Genomic DNA, 26,276 nt, shown 5'->3' with positions numbered 1-26,276 from the left:
CGCTGCCGGGATGTGTCTAGAATCCGCCCATGACGCCTCTCGCCCGCCTGCTGGCCTTCCCTGCCCTGGTCCTGACCAGCCTCGCCGCCACCGCCGCGCCGGTGCGCTACGCGCTGGATCCGGTCCACACCCGGGTGCTGTTCGCGGTGGAACATGCCGGGTTTTCCAAGGCTCTAGGCACCGTATCCGGCAGCAGCGGCACCCTGGTGTTCGACCCGGACGACTGGGCGGCGGCAACGCTCGAGGTCACCGTGCCGCTGCGCCGCGCGGACCTGGGCGATGCGAAATGGAACGAGGCCACCCTGGCACGCAACCTACTCGACGCCGAGCGCTTTCCTGACGCGCATTTCGTCTCCACCAAGGTCGAAGCCAGCGATGCGACCCACGCCAAGGTCACCGGCAACCTCACCCTGCACGGGGTCACTCGCCCGGTCACGCTGGACGTCACCCTCAATGCGCTCAAGCGGCATCCGTTGCCGCCGTTCCGCCGCACCGCCGGCTTCTCGGCCACGGCCACGCTCAGCCGCGCCGCGTTCGGCGTGGATGCCTGGAAGTCGATGATCGGCGACACCGTCGAGCTACGCATCGAAGCCGAGGCCGTCCGCGAAGGCCGCGCCGACAGCGACGACGATGGCAGCAAGACCACCGAGCCCGCCGCGCCGGAGCAACCCGCGCCAGCGACCACCGATCCGGAGAGCGGCCGATGAGCCTGAAGAATGTCGAGCGCTGGGGCGGCGTCAGCCAGACCCTGCACTGGTTGATCGCGCTGCTGATCCTGGTGCTGGGCATCGTCGGCCTGACCATGGGCGAGCTGCCCAAGACGCCCAAGTATTTCTGGGTCTACACCGCGCACAAATCCGTGGGCCTGACCGTGCTGGCCCTGGTCATCGCCCGCCTGGGCTGGCGGCTGTATGCCGGCGCCCCGCCACCGGTGCCGGGCACGCCAAGCTGGCAGGAACGCATCGCCGGGTTCACCCACTGGCTGCTGTACGCGATGATCTTTGCGATGCCGCTGTCCGGGTGGCTGTACGACTCCACCAGCGGGCTGCGCCCGTTCCGCTGGTTCGGCCTGTTCAACGTGCCCAAGCTCAGCGCACCGGACGAGCAGCTGCGCGCGGTGTCGCACGCCGTGCACGAATGGGGCTTCTGGCTGTTGATTGCCGTGGTCCTGGCGCATGCCGGCGCCGCGCTTTACCACCATCTCTTCCAACGCGATGCCACGCTGACGCGCATGCTGCCGCGTGGCTGGCTCTCCCCCAAACCGTAAAGGATTTCGCATGTCTTCCAGGCTGTTTGCCTCCCCCCTGCTGGTTGCGTCCGCGCTGGTCGCCACCTTCGCCGCCGCCCCGGTGCTGGCCGCCGACTATGTCCAGGCGCCCGGCTCCTCGCTGGTGTTTGCAAGCAAGTACGACGGCGAAGTGTTCACCGGTACGTTCCCGGGCTTCGACACCACGCTGAGCTTCGATCCCGCCAACCTGGCCGGCGCCAAGCTCGATGTGCGCATCCCGCTGGCCGGTGCCAAGAGCGGCAATGGCGACCGTGATTCCACCCTTCAGGGGCCGGACTTCTTCAACGTGACCAAGTTCGCCACCGCGCGCTACCACGCCGAGAAATTCCGCGCGCTGGGCGGCAACCAGTACGCCGCCGACGGCACCCTGGAGCTGCGCGGTGTCAGCAAGCCGGTCACGCTGACCTTCACCTGGACGCCCGGCGCGCAGCCGGTGCTGGCCGGCAAGGCCACCGTCAAGCGCCTGGACTTCGGCGTGGGCGGCGGCGACTGGACCGATACCAAGACCATTCCCAACGAAACGGCAATCAGCACCAAGGTGGTGTTCAAGGCGAAGTGACGCGCCACCGGCCGCACCAGGACGCGGCCACTGAACGGCGGACTACCTCGTCGGGTCCGCCGTTTTTTTATCTCTCATGCATGGGGTGCAGCGTCCAGCCAGGTGCGCAGACGTGGCGCATCGAATGGCCAGTCCAGCTCACGCCCCATCGGGTCGCGCAACACCGGCACACGCAGACCATAAGCGGACTCTAGCGCCGCATCGTCGTCGATGAACACGCTGAAGAACGCGCCTGCGCGCGCCTGGGCCAGCACTTCCACGGCCTGGTCGCAGAGGTGGCAGTCGTCGCGCTGGTAAAGGGTCAGGGCCATGCGGGGGTCTCATGCTGCGCTGCAGCCGTGCTGCAATCGCCAAGCGCTTAGAATAGCGGGCTTCTTGCTCACCTCTCCGGCACGCATGGCTGTCAGTACGTTCGACCTGTTCAAGATCGGTATCGGTCCGAGTTCCTCGCATACCGTGGGGCCGATGCGCGCCGCCGAGCGCTTCGTCCACCGCTGGTTGCTCGATACCGGCCGCTTGCAGGAGGTGACACGTCTGCGCGCCGAAGTCTTCGGCTCGCTGGCATTGACCGGGCGCGGCCATGGCACCGACAAGGCCGTGCTGCTCGGGCTGGAAGGGCACCGCCCGAACCTGATCGACCCGGACGTCATCCCCGCCACGCTCGAGCGCATCCGCAGCAGCAAGCGCATCAACCTGATGGGCCAGCACGCAATCAGCTTCGACGAAAAGCGCGACCTGCCGATGAACAAGCGGCAGAAGCTGCCGTACCACACCAACGGCATGCGCTTCACCGCCTACGATGCAAACGAAGCGGTGATCGCCACGCGCGATTACTACTCGGTGGGCGGCGGTTTCGTGGTCAACCAGGACGACGCCGCCGACGACCGCATCGTGGCCGACGAGACTCCGTTGCCCTACCCGTTCCTCAGCGGCGATGAGTTGCTGGCACAGTGCGCGCGCAGCGGCCTGAGCATTGCGCAACTGATGTTCGAGAACGAAAAGAGCTGGCGTAGCGAAGACGAGATCCGCGCCGGCCTGCGGGAGCTGTGGAACGCCATGCAGTCGTGCGTGGCACGTGGCATTCGCGAAGAAGGCACCCTGCCCGGCGGCCTGAACGTCTCGCGCCGTGCGCCCGCGCTGTACCGCGAGCTCTCCTCCAAACCCGAAGCGGCGATGCGCGACCCGTTGACCACGCTGGACTGGGTCAACCTCTACGCACTCGCGGTCAACGAAGAAAATGCTGCAGGCGGCCGCGTGGTCACCGCGCCCACCAACGGTGCAGCCGGCATCATTCCCTCGGTGCTGCATTACTTCGATCGTTTTTGCCCGGGCGCTTCGGAACAACGCATTTTCGACTTCCTGCTCACCGCAGCGGCAATCGGCATCCTGTACAAGGAAAACGCCTCGATTTCCGGCGCTGAAGTGGGCTGCCAGGGCGAAGTGGGCGTGGCCTGCTCGATGGCCGCCGGCGGCCTGGTCGCCGCGCTCGGCGGAAACCCCGGGCAGATCGAGAATGCGGCGGAAATCGGCATGGAGCACAACCTCGGCCTGACCTGCGACCCGATCGGCGGGCTGGTGCAGATCCCCTGCATCGAACGCAACGCGATGGGGGCAGTGAAAGCCATCAACGCCAGCCGCATGGCCATGCGTGGCGACGGCAAGCACAAGGTGTCACTGGACAAGGTCATCAAGACCATGCGCGACACCGGCCGTGACATGCAGGACAAGTACAAGGAAACCAGCCGTGGCGGGCTGGCGGTGAATGTCATCGAATGTTGAGTCGGTGCCTGGCTTAGAGCGGCTAACAAAACGTAGCGAGCAGTCGTCGGGTGGGTGCGGACGGCGCGGAGGAACCGGAATGTACGTGGGTACATGCCGATTCCGAGCACCGGCCGCGCCCGCCTGGCAGCCGCGCAGTCGTTTTGATAGCTGCTCTTAGTGCGTGCGTGACACAAGACCGGCCATCATTTGCTGGACGCAAGCGGTGACCGGTTGGACAACATGACAGTACTGCGCGCGGACGCTGCGCTTGTTCCAAGCAGCGGCCGTACGGCACCGCGGCGCGCCGTGGATACGTTGATCGCAATCGCCCGCGTGGTGCGCGTGGCACCGTGTTGCCCCCGCACGCGTCTGCGATTCTTCTTTTATTTCTCCACTCGCCTGTTCTGACAAGCGCGCGTCAAAGCGCGATGGTCAGCGCGACGCTAGCTGCCAACCAAACCGTTGCTCGACAGTTCGATCCAAGTACAGGCGCGACGCCCTTGTACAGCGCAAGCGTTGAGTGGCGCTCAGTAGCGGCCGCCACGTGCTGTACGCGCTCACCACAGCGCGCTGTGTAGCCTTGCGGGATTGCTCACCTGGAGATCGCGATGCGACACCTTGCCTGCTCTCTCGCCCTGGCGCTGGCCTGCGGCCCGCTGATGGCCCAGGAGGCCAGTTATGGCCCTCGCCTGGAAGGCTTCGATTACCCATATCCAGTGAAAACCTACGCGTTCACGTCGCAACAGCAGGCGCTGGAGATGGCGTACCTGGATGTTGCGCCAACGGGCAAAGCCAACGGGCGCACCGCCGTGCTGCTGCACGGCAAGAATTTCTGCGCCGCCACCTGGGAGCAAACCATCGCCGCACTGAGCAAGGCCGGCTACCGCGTGATCGCGCCCGACCAGGTGGGCTTTTGCAAATCCAGCAAACCGGCCGCCTATCAGTTCTCGTTCGCACAGCTCGCCGACAACACGCATGCCCTGCTGCAGAAGCTCGGTATCCAGCGCGCCGTGGTGGTTGGGCACTCGATGGGCGGCATGCTCGCGATCCGCTATGCACTGATGTACCCGCAAGCGACCGAGCACCTCGCGCTGGTCGACCCGATCGGGCTGGAAGACTGGAAGGCCGAAGGCATTCCGTGGCGCAGCGTGGATGCTTGGTACGACAACGAGCTGAAGATCAGCTTCGAGCGCATCAAGAAGTACCAGATGGACGTGTACTACGCTGGCCAATGGAAGCCGGAATTCGAGCGCTGGGCGCGCATGCAGGCCGGTATGTCACTGGGCAACGGCAAACAGGCCGTGGCGTGGAATCAGGCGCTGACCTACGACATGGTGTTCAATCAGCCGGTGGTTTACGAGCTGCCCAAGCTCGCCGTGCCAACCACGCTGTTCATCGGGCTTAAGGATCGCACTGCCATCGGCAAGGACACCGCACCGCCAGAGGTGAAGGCGCGCGTGGGCGATTACACCAAGCTGGGCAAACGCGCCGCCGAGGCCATTCCGGATGCCACGCTGGTCGAATTCGCTGACCTGGGACATTCGCCACAGGTGCAGGATCCGGTGCGTTTCAATGCCGAGTTATTGAAGGCGATTTCCCGCTAGCCAGTTGCGGCGCGCAGGTTCTGGCATGCGCGCCGCCAGTACCAGGCGCGAGCCCCACGCGCCTTTAACGGATCGGCGGCACCTAGCCTAAGGGGCACCAGGCAGCGGCATTCGCTTGGGCAGCCGCCGGCCATTCGCGCACTGCCCTCTGTTCTCATCACCGCCCGGTGCGATGGCGCGTGCCAGGGGTGACACCCGCGCACAGGCCTAACCGCAATGCCGTCCGCACGCGACAGCACCAACAATGCGTCGGGTGCGAAGCACCGCAACCTCAGCCAGCAACGATCCGCAGCACATCGTCCAGCAACGCCGCCGCGGTCACTTCGGCACCGGCGCCCGGCCCTTGAATCAACAGCGGCTGGTCGCGGTAGCGATCGCTGCTGATGGCGACACGGTTATCGGTGCCCGCGCCGCCCGCCAGCGGGTGGTCCAAAGCCAATTCGCGCAAGCCCACGCTTGCCCCATGCTCGTCCACGCGGCCGACGAACCGCAGGCAGCGGCCGGCGGCACGGGCCTGCTGCCAACGTGTCTGCACCAGCGCATCGAGCGTTTCCAAGTGCGCGTCCACCGCCTCCGGTGCCACAGACGCCAGCGCGGCAGGCACCAGCGATTCCACATGCACCTGCTCGGCTTCCAGCGGTTGCCCGGCCGTACGCGCCAGGATCAGCAATTTGCGGCGCACGTCCTCACCGGAGAGATCGATGCGCGGATCGGGCTCGGTGTAGCCGGCCGCCATGGCCTCGCGGACGCACGCCGAGAACGGCGCACTGCCGTCATAGCGATGAAACAGCCATGCCAACGACCCCGACAACACCCCTTCGATCGAATGAATCTGGTCGCCGCCGGCCACCAGTGCACGCACGCTGCTGAGCAAGGGCAGCCCAGCACCCACGGTGGCACTGTCGCCGTAATACGCGCCGCTAGCGTGACGCGCGGCATACAGGTCCTGCGCACGCGACAGTGCCGTGCCCTGGCCCAGCTTGTTGGCCGTCACTATATGCACGCCGCGGGTCAGCCATTCCACGTGCCAATCCGCCACCACGTCGCTGGCGGTGGCATCCACCAGCACATCGCCGGCGCGCAGCGCAGTGGTTTCTGCCCACGGCTGCAGCTCCGCGCGGCCACGCGGCGCCGCGTTGGCCAGCTGCAATGCCTGCTCCGCGCCGGCACCACAATCGTGCGCAATCCGCGAGTTGGCCAGCCAGTCAAAGCGCGGCAGGCGCAACTGACGCTGCTGCAAGGCGGTATAGCGCGTCACGAAGGCACGCCCCACCGTGCCGGTGCCTAACAGGGCGAGTCGCGGTGTGGGCGTCACGGCAGCCACCGGCGAACGGCGCGAGACAGGCAGCACGGCGCTCACGCGTCGACCTGTTTGCGCGCGACCGCGCTCAACGCGGCTTCCGCACGTGCCAGGCCAGCGCGCAGATCGACCAGCAGATCCTCGGCAGATTCAATGCCCACCGACAGACGCAACAAGCCATCGGAAATACCGGCCGCAGCGCGCGCTTCGGCGGTCATCGCCGCATGCGTCATCGAGGCCGGATGCGCGATCAGACTCTCCACGCCGCCCAGCGATTCGGCCAGGGTGAAATAACGCAGCCCGTCGACGAACGCACGCACCGCCGCCTCACCGCCATTGAGCTCGAAGCTGATCATCGCGCCGAAGCCCTTCTGCTGGCGCGCCGCCAACGCATGGCCAGGATGCGATGCCAGCCCGGGGAAATACACATGGTTCACTGCCGCGTGTTCGTCCAGCAGCACCGCGATCGCATCGGCGTTTTCCTGGTGCACCCGCAGGCGGGCATCCAGCGTGCGCAGCCCGCGCAAGGTCAAAAACGCATCGAACGGCGAACCGGTCAGGCCCAGCGCGTTGGCCCACCACACCAGTTGCTGGTGCAGCTCCGCATCGCGCGCGATCACTGCGCCGCCCACCACATCGCTGTGGCCGTTGACGTACTTGGTGGTCGAATGCAGCACCAGGTCGGCGCCAAATTCCAGCGGCTTTTGCAGCGCCGGCGACAGGAAGGTGTTGTCCACCACGGTCAGCGCGCCCACCTTGTGCGCGGCCTCGATGACAAAGCGCAGATCGGTGATGCGCAGCAACGGGTTGGACGGGGTTTCGATCAGCACCAGCTTGGGCGACTGCGCCAATGCATCGGCCAGCGAGCGCGGGTCGGTGAGGTCGGCGGTGATCAGGGCGAAATGGCCCTTCTTGGCCAGCGCGTTGAACAACCGCCAGCTGCCGCCGTAGGCATCGTGCGGCACCACCAGGGTGTCGCCGGGCTGCAGCAAGGCGTTGAGCACCAGGTTGATCGCGCCCATGCCGGTGGAGGTGATCACGCCGCCGGCGCCGCCTTCCAGTTCGGCCAGGGCTTCGCCGAGCAGGTCGCGGGTGGGGTTGCCGCTGCGGGTGTAGTCGTATTGGCGCTTGTTGCCGAAGCCGTCGAAGGAGAAGTTCGACGACAGCACGATCGGCGGCGTCACCGCGCCGTAGGCGGTGTCCCGGTCGATTCCGGCACGGACGGCGGCGGTGGCAGCGCTACAGGGCGCGTCGGCAGGGTCACGAAAGCTCATGCGGTTTCTCCGGTCGTGCGAAGGGCAGTGGTGAGGATCGCGTCGATGCGATCGATTTCTTTGAGGAAGGCGTCGTGGCCGTAGGGCGAGCGCAGCACGCGCAAACTGCCGCGCGGTCCCAGCCCTTCGACCAGGCTGACCAGATCGGCCAGCGGCACCAGGCGGTCGCCTTCCACCGCGACCACCACCGTGGGCACGGCGACCGCAGCCGGGTCGATGCGGTGCAGGTCGATGGACTCGGACAGGCGCAGATAGGCGTTCACCGGCGTGCGCGCCACGTATTGGGCGCCGGCCGCATCCAGATAGTCTTCGGCGGCCACGCGCACGCGGCCATTGATCACTTCCGGCGGCGCATCGAAGCGCTCGCTGAATTCTTCCGGGGTGCGGTAGCTCAGCATCGCGAACTGGCGTGCCAGGGCGAGCCCGTGGTGCTCGGCGCATTGCAACTGGCCAAGCGCCACCGCGCGCCGCTGCAGGGCACGCCATGCGGCGGCATACGGATGAGCCCGATGGGCACCACTCACCGCAACCAGCGTGTGCAGCCGCGCGGCATGCCGGCTGGCGAATTGCAGGCCGACCAGGGCGCCGTAGGAATAACCGACAAAGCCGTGCAGGCGCGCGATGCCCAGCACATCCAGCAGTGCGGCGATTGCATCGGCCTGGTCGGCGGTGTCGATCGGCGCATCCAGGCTGCCGTCTGCACCAAGAAAATCGAAGGCCAATAGTCGGCGCGACGCCGGGTCCAGCGCGCGGCCGGCACCGACCAGCCCCTCTACCCAACCTTTCTCGGGGAACACCGCGCTGGCAGCGAGATGGCGATGGGCTGAAATTCCGCCCGCCACGAACACCACCGGCGCCTGCTCCGCGCCAACCAGTTCGTAGCGCAGGCGCAGCTCGCGTTGGCCGGCGTGGCGCATCGGTAGATTGATGACGAGCTCGCCGCGCACGGCAGGCGGGGCGTCGCTATCAGCGGCGGGCGTATAGGTGTCGGCGGTGGTGAGTGGCGATGCTGTGGTCACGAGGCTCATGGCGATATCCGGGGTGGATCGGCCATCGAGCTTCGCGGGAGCTCGCGTTCGACGTGCGGAGGGCACGATTCGAACCATCTTTCGGCGGACGCTGAGGTCCCCGCAGGATTTGGCACCAAACGCGGGCGCTTGCGCGCTCCGCTGGCTGCCCCGGCATCAAAGGGCCTGTCCCTCCGCCGGTCTCGATGGTGAGGCTACGATGCCACCGCCTTTTTGCGATGTCAATCTCTTCATGCGGATGGAAAGATATATTTTCATCCGATACCACCTGGCCGTGATGGACCGCATACTTGCGCCCCTCTCGCCCGACCTCAACTGCAGCCGCTCGCCCATGCTTCGTGCCGCCGTTTCCGCCGTCATCCTGCTGTTGTGCATCCCCGCGGCACCGGTCGCCGCGCAACAGCGCTGGCATTGGCCTGGCGCAGCGGCAGTGGGCGCAACGCCACCTGCAAGTGCGTCGCAACGCGCCGAAACCGCCGCCGCGCCGGGCCTGGCCCTGCAGCTCGAATGGCAGGCGCCGGTGTATCTGGCCTGGGCCGTCAATCCACTGGACGGCCCGGCCGAAGTGCGCCTGAGCGCACCGCCCAGCGCCGACTACCGCGCCGTGCCGCAGCTTCCGTTGGTGCAGTCGCTGGGCGCGCGCGAACGGCGCCTGCTGGCCCGCGTGTACCCGGTCAGCCAGCGCAGGACCCTGGACGGGCTCGGCCTGCGGCTGGAGGTGGTGCCCGGCGACCCGCAGGCGCACCTGCAGGAAGCGCGCTACCAGTTGCCGTTCCGCGACGTGCCGATCCAGGTGGACCAAGGCTATGGCGGCCAGTACAGCCACGGCGACGATCCCAACTGGTATGCCATCGACTTCGCCCTGCCCGCCGGCACGCCGGTGCTGGCCGCCCGCGACGGCGTGGTCATGGAGATCCAGCAAGGCGCCGAGGAGGCCGGCCCGCATGGGCCGGATGCCGGCGGCGGCAACCTGGTGCGCCTGCTCCACGCCGACGGCAGCATGGCGATCTACGCCCACCTGGCTCCGGCGGGCGTGCTGGTGCGCCCCGGCCAGCGCGTGCGCAGCGGCGAGCGGCTCGGCAGCGCCGGCAGCACCGGCTTCAGCACCGCGCCGCACCTGCATTTCGCGGTGCAACGCAACGTCGGCCTGCGGCTGATCTCGCTGCCATTCCGGATGAGCGGCCCACAAGGCGAGCTGCACTTCCCCTCGCCCGCGCCCTGACGCGTGCCGCCAGCGCCAGCCAGGCGCCCTGGGCTGCCGCTGGCCGGCGCACCGAAGCCGCTATAATCACCGGCTTCCTCAGTTTCCGCAGGCGTCCGACCGGGCGCGCTCCCTCATGTCCGAAGTCTCCAACGAAGCCGCGCGCCGCCGCACCTTCGCCATCATTTCCCATCCCGACGCCGGCAAGACCACGCTGACCGAAAAGCTGCTGCTGTTCGGCGGCGCGATCCAGATGGCCGGCTCGGTGAAGGGACGCAAGGCCGCCCGCCACGCCACCTCGGACTGGATGGCGCTGGAAAAAGAGCGCGGCATCTCGGTGACCTCCTCGGTGATGCAGTTCCCGTACGAGGACAAGATCGTCAACCTGCTCGACACCCCCGGCCACGCCGACTTCGGCGAGGACACCTATCGCGTGCTGACCGCAGTGGACTCGGCGCTGATGGTGATCGACGTGGCCAAGGGCGTGGAAGAACGCACCATCAAGTTGATGGAAGTCTGCCGCCTGCGCGACACCCCCATCATGACCTTCATCAACAAGCTCGATCGCGAAGGCAAGAACCCGATCGACCTGCTGGACGAAGTGGAAACCGTGCTGGGCATCCAGTGCGCCCCGGTCACCTGGCCGATCGGCATGGGCCAGCGCCTGAAGGGTGTGGTGCATCTGATCACCGGCGAAGTGCACCTGTACGAGCAAGGCCGCAACTTCACCCGTCAGGACTCCACCATCTTTCCCTCGCTCGATGCACCGGGTCTTGCCGAAAAGATTGGCACGCAGATGCTGGACGAACTGCGCGAGGAACTGGAACTGGTGCAAGGCGCCAGCAATCCGTTCGACCTGGATGCCTACCGCGCCGGGCAGCAGACGCCGGTGTTCTTCGGCTCGGGCGTCAACAACTTCGGCGTGCAGCCGTTGCTGGATTTCTTCGTCGAGCACGCACCGCCGCCGCAGGCGCGCGATACCACCGGCCGCCGCGTCGAAGCGGTCGAGCCCAAGTTGAGCGGCTTCGTGTTCAAGATTCAGGCCAACATGGACCCGCAGCACCGCGACCGCGTGGCGTTCATGCGCGTGTGCTCGGGCAAGTTCACTGCCGGCATGAAAGCGCTGCATGTGCGCAGCGGCAAGGACGTGAAGCTGGCCAACGCGCTGACCTTCATGGCCTCCGATCGCGAGATCGCCGCCGAAGCGTGGCCGGGCGATGTGATCGGCATCCACAACCACGGCACCATCTCCATCGGCGATACCTTCACCGAAGGCGAATCGCTGTCGTTCACCGGCATTCCCAACTTCGCGCCGGAATTGTTCCGCCGCGCACGCCTGCGCGACCCGCTCAAGCTCAAGCAGTTGCAGAAGGGCCTGGCACAATTGTCCGAAGAAGGCGCCACGCAGTTCTTCCGCCCGCTGATGAGCAACGACCTGATCCTCGGCGCGGTCGGTGTGCTGCAGTTCGACGTGGTGGCCTACCGGCTCAAGGACGAGTACGGCGTGGATGCGATCTTCGAACCGGTGAGCGTCACCACCGCACGCTGGGTGCACTGCGACAACCCCAAAAAGCTCGAAGAGTTCCGCGAGAAGAACGCCGGCAATCTGGGCATCGATGCGGCCGGGCAACTGGTGTATCTCGCACCCACCCGGGTCAACCTGCAGCTGGCCCAGGAACGCGCGCCGGACGTGCGCTTTTCCGCAACGCGCGAACACGCTTACGCCACCGCGGTCGATTGACCGCCACTTGAATCGCCACAAGCCAGCGCCACCGCTGGCGATGCGATTTGCGCGCGGTTACGGTACCTTTTGGGCATGAATGCAGACGCCCCCCCCCTCCACCGACCTGCGCGATGAAATCGCCAGTGCGGTGACCCACGGCCTGGGCGCGATCGCCGCACTGGCCGGTGGCTCGGTCCTGATCACCCTGGCCGCGATCTACGGCGATGGCTGGCAGCTGGCCACCACCATCGTTTTCAGTGCCACGCTGATCCTGCTGTATGTCGCATCCACGCTGTTCCATGCCATCCCGCACGTGGGTGCCAAAGCCCGCCTGCAGGTGCTCGATCACTGCGCGATCTATCTGCTCATTGCAGGCACCTATACGCCGTTCATGCTGATCAACCTGCGCGGGCCATGGGGCTGGAGCCTGTTCGCTGCGATCTGGACCATCGCCGCAGCGGGCGTGATCTTCAAGCTGTTTTTCACCGGCCGCTTCCGGCTGCTGTCGACCATCCTGTACCTGGCAATGGGCTGGCTGATCATCGTGGCGATCAAGCCCCTGCTGGCAGCGGTCGATACGTGGTCTCTATGCTGGCTGCTCGCCGGCGGGCTCTTCTATACGTTGGGCACCTACTTCTACCAGCGCGACACGCAGCGCTATTTCCACGCCATCTGGCACCTGTTCGTGCTCGCCGGCAGCGCTTGCCACTTTGTGGCGGTCACCGCGCAAATCGTGTGACCGATGGCGCGTTCGCGCGCCGTGCACGAGGCTTCGCCAACCATGGGTCGGGTGACTACCCCGACCGCTTCCACCGCCGCCCGCCCTTCCCGCCAACCACGCCGACGCCGCTGGTTGATCGGCACCGGCATCGTGCTGGCACTGATCGTGATCCTGGTGCTGGTGTTCGACTGGAACTGGTTGCGTGGCCCGGTGGAGCGCGCAGTCAGTGCCAAGACCGGGCGCGAATTCCACCTGGGCCATCTCGATGTGGATCTGGGCCGCATCGTCACCGTGCGCGGTGAGCAGCTGAGCTTAGGCAATGCCGCATGGTCCAAACGCGGCCCCATGGCGCAGATGCGCTCAGCCGAAATCGATGTCGAATTCTGGCCATTGCTGCGCGGCAAGGTGCGCCTGCCGGAGATCCGGCTGGAGCACGCCACGGTGGTACTGGAAGCCGGCGACGACACCCACCCCGGCAACTGGGTGTTCGAGACCAGCGGCGGCGATGGCACCCTGCCGCGACTGGGCCGTTTGCTGGTGCAGGACGGACGGCTGCAGTACATCGATGCGGTCAATAAGTCTGACGTGGACGTCGCCATCAACAGCCTGGCACCACCGCGCAGCGATCAGCGCGCCGCGCCGATCGGCATCGACGGCAAGGGTCGCTGGAAGGGGTATCCCTTCACGCTCAAGGGCAATACCGCCTCGCCGCTGGAGCTGAGCCAGACCGAGCACCCGTTCCGGATCGACCTGCGCGGCAGTGCCGGGGCTACCCGCACCCACGTGCGCGGCACGCTGACCAATCCGTTTCAATTCCAGGTGTTCGACCTGCAGATGGCATTGAGCGGCCAGGACATGGAAGACCTGTATCCGCTAACCGGCGTGGCGATTCCCTCAACCCCGCCGTACACGCTGGATGGCCGCCTGCGCCGCAACGGCGATATCTGGCGCTACGAAGATTTCACCGGCAAGGCCGGCGATAGCGATCTCTCAGGCACCGCAGAAGTGGATCTGCGCAACAAGCGCCCCTTCCTGCGCGCCGATCTGGCCTCCAAACGCCTGGATTTCGACGACCTCGCCGGGTTTGTCGGTGCACCGCCCAAGACTGGCGCCAACGAATCGGCTAACGCCGAGCAAAAGAAGCAGGCAGCGCAATTGGCCGCCGACACCCGTGTACTGCCCGACACGCCCTATGACCTGTCCAAATTGCGGGCGATGGATGCGCAGGTGCGCTGGCGCGCGCAGCGCATCAATGCACCCTCGTGGCCGCTGGACGACATGGATGCGTCGCTGCGCTTGAAGGATGGATTGCTGCAGCTGGATCCACTCAATTTCGGCGTGGCGGGCGGCGATATCCGCTCCACCATCCGCATGGACGCACGCAACCCGGTGATTTCCACCCAGCTGCAGGCCGCGATTCGCGGTATCCGCCTGGACAAGCTGTTCCCCGATGCCACCCTGGCCAAGCAGGCGTCTGGTGCGATCGGTGGCGATCTGGATCTGAAAGGACGTGGCAACTCGATCGCCGCCATGCTCGGTACCGCCGACGGCTCGATCGGTGTGGGCATGGGCCGCGGTCACGTGGGCAACCTGATCATGGAACTGGCCGGCCTGGATATTGCCGAATCGCTGAAATACCTGGTCACCCGCGACCGGCAGATTCCGGTGCGCTGCATCTTCGGCGACTTCGGTGTGCGCGATGGCGTGATGCAATCGCGCGCGCTGGCCTTCGACAGCACCGACACCATCATCATCGGCGAAGGAAGTATCAGTTTGAAGGACGAGCAGCTGGATCTGCTGCTGCGCCCGCGCCCGAAGGATCGCAGCATCCTCAGCCTACGCTCGCCGCTGCGGATCGGCGGGACCTTCAAGGACCCGTCGTTCCGCCCGGATTTCAAGGCGCTGGGCGTGCGTGGCGCCATCGCGGTTGCACTGGGCAGCATCGCCCCGCCCGCTGCCCTGCTGGCGACCTTCGAACCCGGCCCCGGCAAGGACAGCGACTGCGGCGGCAAGTACGCGCAGTAACGCCTCGCCTCAGCTGGCGATGTAGCGCTGCAACTGGTCGATGTCCTGTTGCTGCGCTTCGATCACCGCCTTGACCAGATCGCCGATGGAAATCACGCCCTGCACGCGGCCGTTATCCACCACCGGTAGATGCCGAAAACGCCCATCGGTCATCAGCTGCATGCAGTGCTCGACCGAGTCTGCGGGCGACACCGTCACCACCGCGTGGCTCATGATCTCCGCCACGCTGGTGCTGGACGAGGAACGGTCCCGCAACACCACCTTGCGCGCGTAATCCCGCTCGGACACGATGCCGACCAGGCGCTCGCCCTCCATCACCAACACCGCACCGATGCTCTTGTCGGCCATCAGACGGATGGCCTCGATCACCGCGGCGTCGGCCGCGACGGAAAACACCTCAACCTGCTTCATCCCCAACAGCTGCCGTACCGTTTGCATGGCCTGCTCCGCGATTGGACTGGTCGCCCGAGAATACTCCCGCCGCGCCGCGATACGTATCGATCAGATACAGCGGCCGTTGCTTGGCCTCGTCGTACAGGCGCCCCAGGTACTCGCCGATCATGCCCAGCGCGATCAGCTGGATGCCGCCCAGGAACAGGATGATCGACATCATGGTCGGCCAGCCGGGCACCGGGTCGCCCATCAGCGCCGCCTTGACGATCACCCAGCCACCGAACCCGAACGCCACCAGCGCCGTCAGCATGCCCAGGTAGGTGGCCGCGCGCAGTGGCACGGTGGAGAAGCTCGTGATGCCGTCCAGCGCAAAATTCCACAGCCGCCACACCGTAAACTTGCTGCGCCCCGACAAGCGCGGCGCGCGCCGGTACGGGAGCGCCACCTGGCGAAATCCCACCCAGCCAAACAGCCCTTTCATGAAACGATGGCGTTCGCGCAATTGCTGCAGCGCCTGCACCACCCGTGGCGAGAGCAGCCGGAAATCACCGGTATCGGCAGGAATCGGCGTCCGTGACAACTGCCGGATCACCCGGTAAAACGCATGTGCGGCCGCACGCTTCAACCAGCTTTCGCCTTCGCGAAACACGCGCGTGCCAAAGATGTTGTCGTACCCGGCGCGCCACAACGCGACAAACTCGGGAATGAGCTCCGGCGGATCCTGGCCATCCGCGTCCAGCAGTACCACCGCGCCCGGCTGCACATGGTCCAGCCCGGCCGAGATCGCCACTTCCTTGCCGAAATTACGCGACAACCGCACTGCGCTGACCTGCGCATCGGCATCGGTAAGCGCCTGCAGCACCTGCCAGGTGTCGTCGGTGCTGCCATCGTCGACATACAGCACGTGCGTCTGCACGCCGCTCAGGCCAGCCAGGACACCCTGCACGCGCGGGTGCAGCAACGGGATGCTGGTCGCTTCGTTGAAGGCGGCAATCACCACGGTCAGGCGTTCCGCGGTGAGCGGAGCGTTCTGATCGGCCGGCAGCATCGCGGTCGCGCTCATGGCGCCTGCAGATAGCCGGGGCCACCCAACTGGCGGGCCTGGCGCTGGATCCACGCAGTGCGGCGCTGCACATAGGCGCCGGGGCGGCGCGCGTCATAGCGGCGCGGCGATGGCAGTACGGCGGCAAGGCGCGCCGATTCGGTCGGCGTCAGCCGCGACGCATCCTTGCCCCAGAATTGCCGCGCAGCTGCTTGCGCGCCGTAAATTCCGTCGCCGAATTCGGCCACGTTCACATACATCTCCAGGATGCGTTGCTTGGGCCAGAACAGCTCGATCAGCAGCGTGTACCAGGCCTCCAGCCCCTTGCGCATCCAACTGCGACCTTGCCACAGGAACACGTTCTTGGCGACCTGCTGACTGATGGTGCTGGCGCCGCGCACGCGGCCACCGCGCGCGTTGTAGTCGCGTGCCTTCTCGATCGCCTGCAGATCGAACCCATGGTGAGATGGAAACTGCTGGTCTTCGGCGGCCACCACCGAAATCGGCAGGCTGGGCGCGATCTCGTCGAGGTCGCGCCACTGATGGTGCAGCGAGAACCCCGCCTCACCCTCGCCCCAGGCCTCCAGGTAGCGGCCCACCATCACCGTGCTGATGGGCGGGTCGATGATGCGCAGCGCCAACACCTGCAGCACGCTCGCTGCAGCGAACAGCAATGGTGCTGCCAGCACCCAGCGCAGCCAGCGCCGCGCCCGACGCGGTGGCCTGGCCTGCTTGTCATCCAATCCGTCCGTCCCCATTGTTCGCTACGACCTTCATCCCGATGCCTGCCGCATTATCCGGCACTGGCGTCCCTTACGTCCGACGCTCCCATGACCGATCACGATCAGCTTTCCCGTTTCCTGTTGCCTGCCGCCGGCGTGCGTGGCGTGCATGTGCGTCTGACCCAAGCCTGGCGCGACATCCAGGGCGCTGCCCACTACCCGCCGTTCGCACGCCAGTTGCTTGGCGAGGCCGCAGTCGCGTCAGCGCTGTTCACCGGCCACACCAAGGTGGACGGCCGGCTGTCGGTGCAGTTGCGCGGCAATGACCGCCTGCGCACGCTGTTTGCCGAATGCACCGCCGCCGGCACCTTGCGCGGCATCGTCCAGATCGCCGACGGTGCCGATGCGCCCACCGATCTGCGCGAGCTCGGCGACGACGCCCTGCTGGCCATCACCATCGAGAACCCCGGCCTGGACCCGCGCGAACCGCAGCGCTACCAGAGCCTGGTGGGCATGCAGGCGCCGGATCTGGCCGAAGCGTTCGAAACCTACTTCCTGCAGTCCGAGCAGCTGCCCACCCGCCTGCTGCTGGCCGCCGGGCCTGACCAGGCTGCGGGCCTGTTGCTGCAAAAGCTGCCCGGCGACGAAGGCGACACCGACGGCTGGACCCGCGTCGGCGCCCTGTTCGACACCCTGGGCGCCCCGGAACTGCTTTCGGTCGCCGGCGAAGACCTGCTGCATCGTCTATTCCATGAAGAAGCGCCCGAATTGGTGGGCAACAAGGCGCTAAGCTTCGGCTGTTCCTGCTCACGCGAGCGCGTCGCCGCCATGCTGCAGTCGCTGGGCGAAGACGAAGCGCGCGCGGCGGCGGAGCCGACTGGGGAAGTCGAGGTGCGGTGCGAGTTCTGCGGGCGTGAGTATCACTTCCCGTTGACCGAACTGGACGTACTTTTCAGCGAGGTGCAGCCATCGCAGGATGCGCCGGAACGGTTGCAGTAGAGAGCATCTGGCAAGCGACGTTCTGGGGAGAGCGAGGACTTGTTAAATATTCATAAACACCCTAGCATCCTCACTGCCCGCTATCGGGAACTTAACACCTGCCTCTGGGTCTGAACTCTGGTATGCGACATCTTCTGCGCCTTCCGCTCGCTCTCTTGGTTGCCCTTGCGGCAGCCAGCGGCGTGCACGCGCAGTCGGCAGCCCAGATCCGTGAAAGCACCATCTTGCCGGTATGGAACAAGGGCAGCGGCAAGGTCGAAGCCTTCCTCTACCTGGAACCGACCGGCGAGCAGAAGGCCGGCGCGCGCTGGCATTTCGGGCGTAATTCGCTTGATGCCGCGTTTGGCCTGACCTCGGGCGATTCGCTCGGCCTGCTGTGCAACAGCAGCCGCGGCACCAATATCAGCGGCCTTGCCAGCCATTGCCTGCTCGCAGGTATCGGCGATGACGAAGAAGACAGCGCGGCCGCCTCGCGCCGCGTGTCCGCCACGCTGGGCTTCAACCGCAATGGCGCACGCGCCGGCGTAACTGCGGGGACCGGCCGCGACACCCTGCCCTCCTGGTTGATCGGTGCCGGCAAGGCCCCACTGACCCGCGTCGAGCAGAACGATCTCACCGTCTTCGGCCAGAAGAACATCGGCCGCGAAGGCTTCGTGTCCATTGGTGGTACCTACGCCCGCGCCCGCCTGGTGCCGCTGGCCGACGTCTCGCCGGCCATTGCCGACCAATGGGACAGCAAGACCCTCAGCGTCGGCGGCGGCTACGGCGCCTTCAGCGCCAATGTCATCGGGCGCGTGGTTGACGTCCCCGGCCAGCCGGAAAAGTGGGAAGGCCTGGGCCTCGGCCTGACCTGGCGCACCCCCTGGAGCGGCCAGCTCACGGTCGGCGCGGAGAACGTCATTTCCCGCGGCAAGAACCCGTTTGCCCCAAACAACGAGAGCAACAGCGACGGGACCATCCCGTACGTCAGGTACGAGCAAGACCTGTAAGCCTCTGATTAGAAAAAAGAATTTAGCAACGCCACCGGCCACCAGCCGGTGGCGTTTTGCGTTGTGGCCGACCGTTCGTCGCCCGATTTCACGTCTTTCTTCTTTTTCATTAACGGGACTTTAATTCCTGACGCAACGCATATACCATCGGTTCACCCTGACGTTTTGGATCCGCTTCTTCGGATCCCCCGCCGGGCCAACAAACCCTTGGCAGTACCCAAGATCACTTGGAGAGAGAGCTAATGAATTGCAAGTCCAACAAGCTGCGCGATGCAGTTGTCCTCGCGCTTGTCGTGGGCGTCGGCGGTACTGGTACCGCCATCGCTCAGGAAGCCGGTACCACCAACCTCGACAAGATCGAAGTCACCGGCTCGCGCATCAAGCGCGCCGACGTTGAAACGTCGCAGCCAGTCTTCAGCATGAGCCGTCAGCAGATCGAATCGCAGGGTTTGACCTCGATCGGCGACGTGATCCAGAACATCAGCTCCGGTGGTTCGGCGCTTAACAGCAATGTCAACAATGGCGGCAACGGCGAAACCCGTGTCAACCTGCGCAACCTCGGCTCAAACCGCACCCTGGTGCTGGTCAACGGCCGTCGTTGGGTCGGCGGCACCGGTCTCGGTGGCGCGGTCGACCTCAACACGATTCCGACTGCTGCCGTCGAGCGCATCGAAGTCCTGAAGGACGGCGCCTCTACGATCTACGGCTCCGACGCCATCGCCGGCGTGGTCAACATCATCCTGCGCCAGAACTTCGATGGGGCCGAAGCGAATGCGTATTTCGGCCAGTACGATAAGGGCGATGGCAGCCGCGAGTCCTACGACTTCACCATCGGTTCGACCGGTGAGCGCTGGCATGCCACGTTGGGCGTCGGCTATGTGAAGGAAGAGCCTGTCTGGGCGGGCGATCGTGAAATTTCCGCGGTCCCGGTGCTCGGTGCAGTTGCCGGCACCGGTAACAGCACGACGATTCCTGGTGGGCGTTTCGGTATTTTTGGCTCAACCGGTCCGGACCCCAGAACTGGTGCTCCCACCTTCGGCGCGACGCGCTTCAATGGAACGCCGGGCTTCTCCATTACCAATAATGGCGGCACCACCTCGCGCAACTACACCGCTGCCGACAGCTACAACTTCGCGCCTGCCAACTACTTGGTGACGCCGCAGGAGCGCAAGTCGGTATTTGCCGACGCCGGTCTGTCGATCACCGACAACGTGCGATTCAAGACCACCGTGACCTACAACGAGCGTGAGTCGAGCCAGATCCTGGCGCCGATGCCGATCGTTCTGGGTCGCTCCGCGCCTGGCACCAATGGCGCCGACATCGTCATTTCGGCCAACAACATCTACAACAATACCGGCCGCGATATCGATTACATCCAGTACCGTGCGGAAGAAACGGGTGGGCGTATCTTCACCCAGAACGTCAAGACGTTTGGCTTCAGCGGTGCATTCGAGGGTGACTTCGAAGTTGGCCAGCGCTTCTTCAACTGGGAAGCCGGTATGTTCTACGGCAAGAACGACCAGACCGATCGCACCACTGGTCTGTTCAACATCTCTGCATTGCGCAATGCACTTGGCCCGTCGTTCGTCGACGCCGGCGGCGTTGCACGCTGCGGAACCGCAGCCAGCACGATCGACGGCTGCGTGCCGATGAACATGCTGAGCGGCCCGGGCTCCTTGACCCCGGAAATGCTGGGCTACGCAGGCTTTAACGCACATGACCTCTACGGGTACGAGCAGAAGACCTACTTCGGTAACATCGGCGGCGAGCTGTTCGACCTGCAGGGAGGCGCGTTCGCCTTCTCCTTGGGTGTCGAACACCGCGAAGAATCCGGCTTCGATGATCCGGATGCCCTGATCAACTCCGGCGACACCACCGGCAATGCACGTACCGCAACCGACGGCGGCTACAAGCTGGATGAAGCCTACGTCGAATTCGCAGTGCCGCTGCTGGCTGATCTGCCGGGCGCACAGCTGCTCGACTTCAGCCTGGCAACGCGCTATTCGGACTACAGCAACTTCGGTGACACCACCAATAGCAAGTTCGGTTTCCGCTGGAAGCCGATCACCGATTTGATGATCCGTGGTAACTGGTCGCAGGGCTTCCGCGCACCGTCGATCAACGAACTGTTTCAGGGCGTAAGCGATACCTTCGAAGACGTGAGCGATCCGTGCGCAGGTTCCTTCAGCGATGGCTCCGTCAACGCGGCTCGTCCAGGCTCGTGCGGCGCAGTGCCAGCCTACGCACAGGCCAACCCGCAGGTACGTACCGCCACCGGTGGCAACCCGAACCTCCAGCCGGAAACCTCGACGTCCAAGACGTTGGGCTTCGTCTACAGCCCGGGTTGGGTGACCGGTCTGGATATCTCGCTCGACTGGTGGAACATCGAGATCGAAGACGCGATCGACACGCAGACCGTGCAGGAGACGCTGGATAGCTGCTACCTGGCAGGTATTGCCAATGCTTGTTCGCTGATTCAGCGCGAGCCAACTGGCGAAGTTTCGAATCTGCTGGCAGTGCCGAACAACATTGCGAAAATCGAGGCTGAAGGTTACGACCTGACCTTGGGCTACCGCTTGCCTGATACCGCATGGGGCAGCTTCAGCGTCGTGTGGGACTCGACCTACATGAGCAAGTTCGTGGTCGAAAAGCCGCTGCAGGATCCGGAAACCCGCGTTGGTCTGTACCGCGGCGGTTCGGCTCGTGACAATAACTGGCGCATCCGCTCCAACCTAATGCTCAATTGGGAACTGGGTGATGTCGGCGGTTCGGCATCGATGCGCTACTACAGCTCGCAGGTTGAAAACTGCACCGGCGCCAACGTCGCCACCCCGGCAAACGTCGCGCTGCTGTGCTCGGATCCGAATCGTGTGACCAGTGCCGGGGCCGCTCCACGTAACCACGTGCCCAGCGTCACCTACACCGATCTGGCTGCGTATTGGAAGGCTCCGTGGAATGCCCGCGTCACCGTTGGCGTGAACAATGCCTTCGATCGCGATCCGCCGCAGGCTGCTACCGCGTTCGCAAACAGCTTTGACTCGCAGTACGAAATTCCGGGTCGTTTCTACTACATGCGCTACACCCAGAAGTTCTGATAGCTCTCCGCGTTTGTAATGCGTAATAAAAAAACCGCGACTCGAAAGAGTCGCGGTTTTTCTTTACTCACGAGGCAGCATTAAGCCATCCCTGACGTGTACGGGAATCACCCCGGAATCAACGTCTGAATCACGTGCTCGACGTAGGCTTCGAAATCTTCGCGGGCCTGCTTGGGTTGCTGCAGTTGCAGCGAGAGTTGTAGAAAGCCGACGTAAGCGGCGTAGGCCAGGCGGGCGCGGTGTTGGGCGTCGGTGCGGCTGAGGCCGGCTTGGCGGAACGAGGCGATCAGGTAGTCGAGGCGGCGCTGCGAGACACGGTCGATGACCGGGCGTACTGCGGGATGATCCAGCGCCTTGAGCAGCTCGCTGTAGATCACATGCGGCTTGACCTCGTGCGCAACCAGCTGGAACAGCGCGCGCAGGCGAGCGCTTGGGTCGGGCACGTCCTCCAGGCTGCCGAACACTTCTTTCTGTTCGAAGATTTCCCAGCGTTCGAGTGCGGCCTGCAAGAGTGCGTCGCGCGAGGGGAAGTGCCAGTAGAAGCTGCCCTTGGTGACGCCCAGACGGCGCGCCAGCGGTTCGACCGCAACGGCGCCCACGCCTTGTTCTGCAATCAGATCCAGCGCAGCCTGCGCCCAATCGTCGGCGCTGAGGCGGTTGCCGCGACCGGAACTGGCGCGGGGAGTGGCAGGGCTGGATTCGGTGATGTCGTTCATTGTGACGATTTAACCATACGCTCGGGTCGGTTGCAGTATGCACCATCCGCCGATAACGCAAAGCGCGGCAATTCAACGGCTTAACCGTCCATACCAGGGAGTATTGACATCCCCCGGACGGGATCCATACCATTAGGTATGGTCAGCCATCCCTCTAGCCTCGCCGAGACTGCATCCCTTGCTCGCATCAGCGTGGGAGATGCGTCGCTGGCGGTTTCGCGGCGTGGTGCTGGCAATGCGCCCACCGTGTTACTGGCGCATGGATTCGGGCAGACACGTCATGCCTGGGAAGCGACGGCCACGGCACTGGCGGAAGCCGGCTATCAGGCGCTGTCATTCGATGCGCGCGGGCATGGCGACTCCAGTCCCAATCCTGCGTCCCTGCCTTATTCGGCGGCACAATTCACCGATGACCTGATCGTGCTGGCGGGTGAGTTGCCTGAGCCACCGGTGCTGGTAGCTGCGTCGATGGGCGGGCTGTTCGGCCTGCTGGCCGAAGCACGTTGGCCGGGCTTGTTCCGCGCGATCGTGCTGGTGGACATCACGCCACGCTGGGATACCACCGGCGTGGAGCGCATCCTGCGCTTCATGACCGCGCATCCGAAGGGATTTGCATCGCTGGATGCGGCTGCCGATGCAATTGCCGCGTATCTGCCGCAGCGCCCGCGTAAGAGTGCCGCGCAACTGCAGTTGCTGCTGCGCCAGCGCAGCGATGGGCAGTGGCATTGGCATTGGGATCCGCGCCTGGTCAGCGAACTGGCGGGCCAGGATAGTCAGGCGCAGCAACAGGCACTGATGGAGGCTGCCGCACAGGTGCGTTGCCCGATGCTGCTGATCAGCGGCGGACGCAGCGATCTGGTCACGCCGCAAACCATCACTGAATTCCTGTCGATCGCCCAGCATGCGCAGCACGTGCAACTGCCGCACGCCACGCACATGCTGGCCGGCGATGACAACACCACGTTTACCGCCACCGTGTTGCATTATCTGGACGCACTTCCCTCGGTTGGCATCAGCACCGCGTCCAACATTACCGAGCATGTCACTGGAGCAAGACCATGAGCATCGTTGCACCGTTCCTCCTCGTCATCCTGGCGGCGGGCATCGCTGCCTATCACCGCATGCGCCTTGCCACGTGGGTCGCGCTGAGCGCCTGCGTGCTGGTGGCATGCTGGCTGTTGGGGGCCAACCTCACCGCCACCATCGTTGCAGCCGCGCTGGTCGTGCTGATTGCAGCGCCGGTGTTGTTGCCGTTTTTGCGAAAGCCACTGCTGACCACGCCGTTGATGGCGTTTTTCCGCAAGGTGCTGCCGCCGCTCTCGCAGACCGAGCGCATTGCGCTGGAAACCGGCTCGGTCGGTTTCGAGGGCGAGCTGTTCACCGGTGATCCGGACTGGCAGAAGCTGCTCAACTATCCCAAGCCGCAGTTGACCGCCGAAGAGCAGGCGTTCCTGGATGGCCCGGTGGAAGAGCTGTGCAAGATGGTCAACGACTGGGAAATCACCCATGTCCACGCTGACCTGCCGCCGGAGCTGTGGGATTACATCAAGAAGCACAAGTTCTTCGGCATGATCATTCCGAAGCAATACGGCGGCTTGGGTTTCAGTGCGCTGGCGCACCACAAGGTGATCCAGAAGCTGTCGTCGATCTCCAGCGTGGTCAGTTCCACCGTCGGTGTGCCGAACTCGCTCGGGCCGGGTGAGCTGCTGCTGCACTACGGCACGCCGGAACAGAAAGATTATTACCTGCCGCGTCTGGCGGTCGGTGCCGAGGTGCCGTGCTTCGGTCTGACGGGTCCGTTCGCTGGCTCCGATGCCACGTCGATTCCGGATTACGGCATCGTCTGCAAGGGCGAGTGGAATGGCGCCAACGTGCTCGGCGTCAAGCTCACCTTCGACAAGCGTTACATCACCCTGGCGCCGGTGGCGTCGCTGATCGGTCTGGCGTTCCGCGCGTATGATCCGGATGGCCTGATCGGTGACAAGAAGGACATCGGCATCACCCTGGCGCTGCTGCCGCGCGACACTCCCGGGGTGGAGATCGGCCGCCGCCACTTCCCGTTGAATTCGCCGTTCCAGAATGGCCCGATCCATGGCGAAGAAGTGTTCATTCCGCTGAGCCAGTTGATCGGCGGCGTGGAGATGGTCGGCAAGGGCTGGAACATGCTCAACGAGTGCCTCGCCGTGGGCCGCTCGATCACCCTGCCCTCCACCGCCAGTGGCGGCGGCAAGTACGCTGCTGTGGTGACCGGTGCGTACGCACGCATCCGCAAGCAGTTCGGCCTGTCGGTTGGCCGTTTCGAGGGCGTGGAAGAAGCGCTGGCGCGTATCGGCGGCAAGGCGTATGCGATCAGCGCACTGGCGCAGGCCACTGCCGCAGCGGTCGACCGTGGCGACGTGCCGTCGGTGCCGTCGGCGATTGCCAAGTACCACTGCACCACCATGGGCCGCGAAGTGGTCAGCGACATGATGGATGTGATCGGCGGCAAGGGCATCATCCTGGGGCCGCGTAACTTCGCCGGCCGCGCCTGGCAGGCCGCACCGATCGGCGTGACCGTGGAAGGCGCCAACATCATGACCCGCAGCCTGCTGATCTTTGGCCAGGGCGCGATCCTGTGCCATCCGTGGGTGATGAAGGAAATGAAGGCGGCGCAGGATCCGGATACGCGTCGCGGCCTGGAAGAGTTCGACCAGAGCCTGTTCGGCCATATCCGCTTCGGTATCTCCAACGCCGTGCGCTCGTTCTGGTTTGGCCTGACCGGTGCGCGCATCGGTGCGGCGCCCGGCGATGCGTACACGCGTCGTTTCTTCCGCAAGCTGGATCGCTATTCGGCCAACCTGGCCTTGATGGCCGACGTGTCGATGCTGATGCTGGGCGGCAAATTGAAGTTCAAGGAGTCGTTGTCCGGGCGCCTGGGCGATGTGCTGAGCCATATCTACATGACCAGCGCGATGCTCAAGCGGTATCACGACGAAGGCGCACCGGCGACCGACCAGCCGCTGCTGGCCTGGGCCTTCCACGACAGCGTGCACAAGATCGAAACCGCGCTGTCGGCGGCACTGCGTAACTTCCCGATCCGCCCGGTGGGCTGGCTGATGTGGGTGCTGATCTTCCCGCTGGGCCGCCGTGCCGAAGCACCGGGCGACCGCCTGGGCCATCGTGTGGCATCGATCCTGATGGCACCTAATGAAGCACGCGATCGCTTGGCACAGGGCGTCTTCCTCACCCCGTGCGCCAACAATCCGGGCGGTCGTATCGCCAGCTATCTAACCAAGGCGGTGATGGCCGAGCCGGTGGAACGCAAGTTCCTGAAGGCACTCAAGACCAAGGGCATCGAGGCGTTGGATTTCCCGGCGCAGCTGGACGAAGCCGTGGCCGAGGGCGTGCTCAGCCTGGACGAGCGCAAGCTGCTGGAAGAGCTGCGCGAGATCATGATGGACACGATCACCGTGGACGATTTCGATCCGCACGAACTGCGCGCGGCCAGCTTCTACGACAAGCCGCAGGCACAGCAGCCGCGCGAAGCCGCGTAAGGGCTGCAACGAGGCACAACACAACGGCGAGCTCAGGCTCGCCGTTGTTGTTTATGGCGACGCGTGAGCGCAGGCGAATGTGCCGTCGCCAGCGCGTGGAAGGTCAGGCTGACTGATCGGCAGCGTTGATGAGAAGGGGATGAGCGACTCGTCGCGCAGTGTCCTTTGCAACGGCGAGCTCAGGCTAGCCGTTGCTGTTCTGACTGGCGACCGTGCCAACACGCTGCAGGCATCGCGTGGAGCGATTGCGCCGACGGGTCCGGCCGCGTTTGGGGTGAGAGAGATGCAGGCTTGTTGCACAGC

At 65.1% G+C, this 26,276-nt stretch carries 21 protein-coding genes, 1 other RNA gene, 1 pseudogene and 1 riboswitch; of the genes and pseudogenes, 14 read left to right on the top strand and 9 right to left on the bottom strand.

The window, feature by feature from the left end; translation table 11 throughout:
* The first annotated feature begins 29 nt into the window (after positions 1 to 29).
* Genes QRM60_RS11700 through QRM60_RS11690 form a run of 3 tightly spaced genes read left to right on the top strand, consistent with a single transcriptional unit; the run spans position 30 to position 1,847 of the window.
* Positions 30 to 707, top strand: coding sequence for a YceI family protein (locus QRM60_RS11700; protein ID WP_115556499.1), 678 nt, complete (start codon positions 30 to 32; stop codon positions 705 to 707).
* Positions 704 to 1,267, top strand: a complete 564-nt coding sequence (locus QRM60_RS11695) for a cytochrome b (RefSeq protein WP_014508516.1) — start codon at positions 704 to 706, stop codon at positions 1,265 to 1,267. The genes QRM60_RS11700 and QRM60_RS11695 overlap by 4 nt, the downstream gene beginning before the upstream one ends.
* Positions 1,268 to 1,277: 10 nt before the next feature.
* Positions 1,278 to 1,847 (top strand): YceI family protein, encoded by a 570-nt coding sequence (locus QRM60_RS11690; protein WP_115556500.1) that lies wholly within the window; start codon positions 1,278 to 1,280, stop codon positions 1,845 to 1,847.
* 74 nt (positions 1,848 to 1,921) lie between these two features.
* Here QRM60_RS11690 and QRM60_RS11685 read toward each other — a convergent pair whose 3' ends face one another.
* Positions 1,922 to 2,158, bottom strand: a complete 237-nt coding sequence (locus QRM60_RS11685; protein WP_042594683.1) for a glutaredoxin family protein — start codon at positions 2,156 to 2,158, stop codon at positions 1,922 to 1,924.
* Positions 2,159 to 2,243: 85 nt separating this feature from the next.
* On the opposite strand from QRM60_RS11685, the gene QRM60_RS11680 reads away from it, so the two are divergent.
* Positions 2,244 to 3,626, top strand: a complete 1,383-nt coding sequence (locus QRM60_RS11680) for an L-serine ammonia-lyase (RefSeq protein WP_274347353.1) — start codon at positions 2,244 to 2,246, stop codon at positions 3,624 to 3,626.
* 20 nt (positions 3,627 to 3,646) lie between these two features.
* Here QRM60_RS11680 and QRM60_RS11675 read toward each other — a convergent pair.
* A non-coding RNA gene (locus QRM60_RS11675) (sX9 sRNA) lies at positions 3,647 to 3,721 on the bottom strand.
* 495 nt (positions 3,722 to 4,216) lie between these two features.
* On the opposite strand from QRM60_RS11675, the gene QRM60_RS11670 reads away from it, so the two are divergent.
* Complete coding sequence (locus tag QRM60_RS11670) at positions 4,217 to 5,212, top strand: alpha/beta hydrolase (protein WP_285446248.1); 996 nt, start codon at positions 4,217 to 4,219, stop codon at positions 5,210 to 5,212.
* A gap of 271 nt (positions 5,213 to 5,483) precedes the next feature.
* Here the strand turns inward: QRM60_RS11670 and QRM60_RS11665 are convergent, their stop codons facing one another.
* Genes QRM60_RS11665 through QRM60_RS11655 form a run of 3 tightly spaced genes read right to left on the bottom strand, consistent with a single transcriptional unit; the run spans position 5,484 to position 8,814 of the window.
* On the bottom strand, positions 5,484 to 6,572 hold the full coding sequence (locus QRM60_RS11665) for a homoserine dehydrogenase (protein ID WP_285446247.1): 1,089 nt from the start codon (positions 6,570 to 6,572) through the stop codon (positions 5,484 to 5,486).
* Complete coding sequence (locus QRM60_RS11660; RefSeq protein WP_285446246.1) at positions 6,569 to 7,786, bottom strand: O-succinylhomoserine (thiol)-lyase; 1,218 nt, start codon at positions 7,784 to 7,786, stop codon at positions 6,569 to 6,571. Before QRM60_RS11660 ends, QRM60_RS11665 begins: the two co-directional genes overlap by 4 nt.
* A complete protein-coding gene (locus QRM60_RS11655; RefSeq protein WP_115556504.1) occupies positions 7,783 to 8,814 on the bottom strand; it encodes a homoserine O-succinyltransferase in 1,032 nt (343 codons plus the stop codon). The genes QRM60_RS11660 and QRM60_RS11655 overlap by 4 nt, the downstream gene beginning before the upstream one ends.
* A gap of 71 nt (positions 8,815 to 8,885) precedes the next feature.
* Positions 8,886 to 9,006, bottom strand: a riboswitch (SAM riboswitch).
* Between the two features lie 139 nt (positions 9,007 to 9,145).
* On the opposite strand from QRM60_RS11655, the gene QRM60_RS11650 reads away from it, so the two are divergent.
* From QRM60_RS11650 to QRM60_RS11635, 4 genes and pseudogenes are all read left to right on the top strand, one after another.
* Complete coding sequence (locus tag QRM60_RS11650) at positions 9,146 to 10,036, top strand: M23 family metallopeptidase (RefSeq protein ID WP_115556505.1); 891 nt, start codon at positions 9,146 to 9,148, stop codon at positions 10,034 to 10,036.
* Between the two features lie 115 nt (positions 10,037 to 10,151).
* Positions 10,152 to 11,756, top strand: a complete 1,605-nt coding sequence (locus QRM60_RS11645; RefSeq protein ID WP_011037984.1) for a peptide chain release factor 3 — start codon at positions 10,152 to 10,154, stop codon at positions 11,754 to 11,756.
* Between the two features lie 75 nt (positions 11,757 to 11,831).
* Positions 11,832 to 12,477, top strand: a pseudogene (locus tag QRM60_RS11640) (hemolysin III family protein).
* A 42-nt stretch (positions 12,478 to 12,519) separates the two neighbouring features.
* On the top strand, positions 12,520 to 14,484 hold the full coding sequence (locus tag QRM60_RS11635) for an AsmA family protein (RefSeq protein WP_225041195.1): 1,965 nt from the start codon (positions 12,520 to 12,522) through the stop codon (positions 14,482 to 14,484).
* 9 nt (positions 14,485 to 14,493) lie between these two features.
* Here the strand turns inward: QRM60_RS11635 and QRM60_RS11630 are convergent, their stop codons facing one another.
* Genes QRM60_RS11630 through mtgA form a run of 3 tightly spaced genes read right to left on the bottom strand, consistent with a single transcriptional unit; the run spans position 14,494 to position 16,677 of the window.
* Complete coding sequence (locus QRM60_RS11630) at positions 14,494 to 14,922, bottom strand: CBS domain-containing protein (protein WP_070694333.1); 429 nt, start codon at positions 14,920 to 14,922, stop codon at positions 14,494 to 14,496.
* Entirely contained in the window at positions 14,882 to 15,940 is a 1,059-nt protein-coding gene (locus tag QRM60_RS11625; protein WP_285446245.1) for a glycosyltransferase family 2 protein, read from the bottom strand. The genes QRM60_RS11630 and QRM60_RS11625 overlap by 41 nt, the downstream gene beginning before the upstream one ends.
* Positions 15,937 to 16,677 carry a monofunctional biosynthetic peptidoglycan transglycosylase gene (mtgA, locus tag QRM60_RS11620; RefSeq protein ID WP_115001352.1) on the bottom strand — a complete coding sequence of 247 codons (741 nt, stop codon included), beginning with the start codon at positions 16,675 to 16,677 and terminating at the stop codon, positions 15,937 to 15,939. Before mtgA ends, QRM60_RS11625 begins: the two co-directional genes overlap by 4 nt.
* 72 nt (positions 16,678 to 16,749) lie before the next feature.
* Between mtgA and QRM60_RS11615 the strand changes: the two genes are divergently transcribed.
* From QRM60_RS11615 to QRM60_RS11605, 3 genes are all read left to right on the top strand, one after another.
* Positions 16,750 to 17,640 (top strand): Hsp33 family molecular chaperone HslO, encoded by an 891-nt coding sequence (locus tag QRM60_RS11615; protein WP_285446244.1) that lies wholly within the window; start codon positions 16,750 to 16,752, stop codon positions 17,638 to 17,640.
* A 155-nt stretch (positions 17,641 to 17,795) separates the two neighbouring features.
* Positions 17,796 to 18,629, top strand: coding sequence for a hypothetical protein (locus QRM60_RS11610; RefSeq protein WP_016944143.1), 834 nt, complete (start codon positions 17,796 to 17,798; stop codon positions 18,627 to 18,629).
* A gap of 242 nt (positions 18,630 to 18,871) precedes the next feature.
* Positions 18,872 to 21,724 carry a TonB-dependent receptor gene (locus QRM60_RS11605; RefSeq protein WP_115540743.1) on the top strand — a complete coding sequence of 951 codons (2,853 nt, stop codon included), beginning with the start codon at positions 18,872 to 18,874 and terminating at the stop codon, positions 21,722 to 21,724.
* A 107-nt stretch (positions 21,725 to 21,831) separates the two neighbouring features.
* Here QRM60_RS11605 and QRM60_RS11600 read toward each other — a convergent pair whose 3' ends face one another.
* Positions 21,832 to 22,440: a TetR/AcrR family transcriptional regulator gene (locus QRM60_RS11600; protein ID WP_011037993.1), complete on the bottom strand. Its 609-nt coding sequence runs from the start codon at positions 22,438 to 22,440 to the stop codon at positions 21,832 to 21,834.
* 138 nt (positions 22,441 to 22,578) lie between these two features.
* On the opposite strand from QRM60_RS11600, the gene QRM60_RS11595 reads away from it, so the two are divergent.
* Positions 22,579 to 23,502: an alpha/beta hydrolase gene (locus tag QRM60_RS11595; RefSeq protein WP_285446243.1), complete on the top strand. Its 924-nt coding sequence runs from the start codon at positions 22,579 to 22,581 to the stop codon at positions 23,500 to 23,502.
* Positions 23,499 to 25,973, top strand: a complete 2,475-nt coding sequence (locus tag QRM60_RS11590; RefSeq protein WP_115540745.1) for an acyl-CoA dehydrogenase — start codon at positions 23,499 to 23,501, stop codon at positions 25,971 to 25,973. The genes QRM60_RS11595 and QRM60_RS11590 overlap by 4 nt, the downstream gene beginning before the upstream one ends.
* The last annotated feature ends 303 nt before the right edge of the window (positions 25,974 to 26,276 follow it).

Source organism: Xanthomonas sp. fls2-241-TYG-148 (genome assembly GCF_030208815.1).
Taxonomy (GTDB): domain Bacteria; phylum Pseudomonadota; class Gammaproteobacteria; order Xanthomonadales; family Xanthomonadaceae; genus Xanthomonas; species Xanthomonas campestris.
This window is presented reverse-complemented; position numbering and strand designations above follow the sequence as displayed.